Origin of the sequence: Rhizobacter sp. (assembly GCF_031412495.1) — a bacterium.
Classification (GTDB): domain Bacteria; phylum Pseudomonadota; class Gammaproteobacteria; order Burkholderiales; family Burkholderiaceae_C; genus Schlegelella_A.
The window spans coordinates 1-1,585 of record NZ_JANODC010000513.1 but is presented as its reverse complement, the minus strand read 5'-3'; the positions used below and the strand labels follow the sequence as shown (position 1 = coordinate 1,585).

Below are 1,585 nucleotides of genomic sequence, written 5' to 3'. Positions count from 1 at the left end.
GGACTCGAGCCAGCGGACCCCGGCCTCGCCGAGGCTTTCGGTGTCGGCCATGACGTGGGCCTGGGTCACCGGCACGAAGTCGGGCGCGGCGAAGAAGTCGCCGACCCGGATCTGATGCTCGAGCGCGATCCGGGCGACGCGGCCCAGCTCGCCGCCGACCATCGCCTGCTCTTCGGCCGTCAGCTTCATTCGAGCGTGACGCCAGAGTCCTGCACGGCGCGGCCCCACTTGGCCAGCTCGGCGCGCTGGAAGTCGGCGAAGCTCGCAGCCGTGCCCTCGGCCGCCTGCACGCCGACTTCGATCAGGCGGGCGCGGAAGCCGGGGGCCTCGATCACGCGCCGGCTCTCGGCGGCGAGCTGCGCGGCGACGGCCGGCGGCAGGCCGGCCGGCGCGAACAGCGCCCACCACGCGGTCGCCTCGAAGCCTTTCAGGCCGGCTTCGTTCAGCGTCGGCACCTGCGGCAGGACCGGCGATCGGGCGCTGCTGCTGATCGCCAGGGCGCGCAACTTGGCGCCGCGCACATGCTGCAGGACCGACTGCACCGGATCGAACATGAGCGGAATCTGGCCGCCGAGCAGGTCGGCCAGCGCCGGGGCGCTGCCCTTGTACGGGACGTGCTTCAGGTCGACGCCGGCCGCCTTGGCGAACATCTCGCCGGTGAGGTGGCCGGGCGTGCCGTTGCCGGCCGAGCCGAAGTTGATGCTCCCCGGCGCGCGCCGGGCGGCCGCGATCAGGTCGGCGACGCTGTTCCAGGGCGTGCCGGGATGGACGACGACCGCCACCGGCGCCGATGCGACGAGGCCGAGCGGCGTGAAGTCCCGGCTCGCGTCGTACGGGAGCTTGCGATACAGGCTCGGGTTGATGGCATGCGTGCCGACCGTCCCCATGAGCAGGGTGTAGCCGTCGGCCGGGGCCTTGGCCACCGCATCGGCACCGATCGAGCCGCCGGCGCCGCCGCGGTTGTCGACGACCACCTGCTGGCCGAGAGCGTCCGCGAGCATCTGCGCCAGCGGCCGGGCGACGATGTCGGTCGGGCCGCCGGCGGGGAAAGGAACGATGAGGCGCAGCGGCTTGGCCGGAAAGGTCTGCGCCCGTGCCGGGAAGGCGAACGAGGCCACGGCCGCGGCGATGCCTGCGACGACGGACCGGCGCGGCAGCTCGCCGTGAGCGGAGGGGGATGGACGAAGGCTCATGCAGGGCTCCGGTGGAGGCGGTTCAGTCGCCGACGATCTTGCGTTCCCTGATGATCGCGCCGAAGCGCTGGTAATCGTCTTTCGCCTTGGCGTCGAACTGCGCCGGCGTCATCGGCACGACGGCGCCGCCGAGCGCGCCGACGCGGTCGGTCACCGGCTTGGTGGCGAGGATGCGGTTGATCTCGGTGTTGAGCCGGTCGGTCACCGGCTTCGGCGTTCCCGCCGGCGCGTAGAAGCCGAACAGCGTGTCGGCGTCGAAGCCCTTCAGCCCGGCCTCGTCGAGCGTCGGCAGGTCGGGGTAGAGGCTCGAGCGCTGCAGGCTGCCGACGGCGAGCAGCTTCAGCTTGCCGGCCTGCACCTGCGCCAGTGCGACGCCGGGGTCGAGCAGGTAA

Annotated in this window: 3 protein-coding genes; all 3 read right to left on the bottom strand. The window is 72.6% G+C overall.

Going from position 1 to position 1,585, the window contains the following annotated elements:
- Positions 1-189: aconitase X (locus tag AC30N0_RS19265; protein WP_489519502.1), on the bottom strand; the 189-nt coding region annotated here is incomplete at its 3' end.
- The gene (locus tag AC30N0_RS19260; RefSeq protein WP_489519501.1) at positions 186-1,193 is read right to left on the bottom strand and encodes a Bug family tripartite tricarboxylate transporter substrate binding protein; all 1,008 of its coding nucleotides are present in this window, start codon (positions 1,191-1,193) and stop codon (positions 186-188) included. The genes AC30N0_RS19260 and AC30N0_RS19265, both read right to left, overlap by 4 nt.
- Before the next feature lie 22 nt (positions 1,194-1,215).
- On the bottom strand, positions 1,216-1,585 hold a 370-nt coding region (locus AC30N0_RS19255; protein ID WP_489519500.1), incomplete at its 5' end, for a tripartite tricarboxylate transporter substrate-binding protein.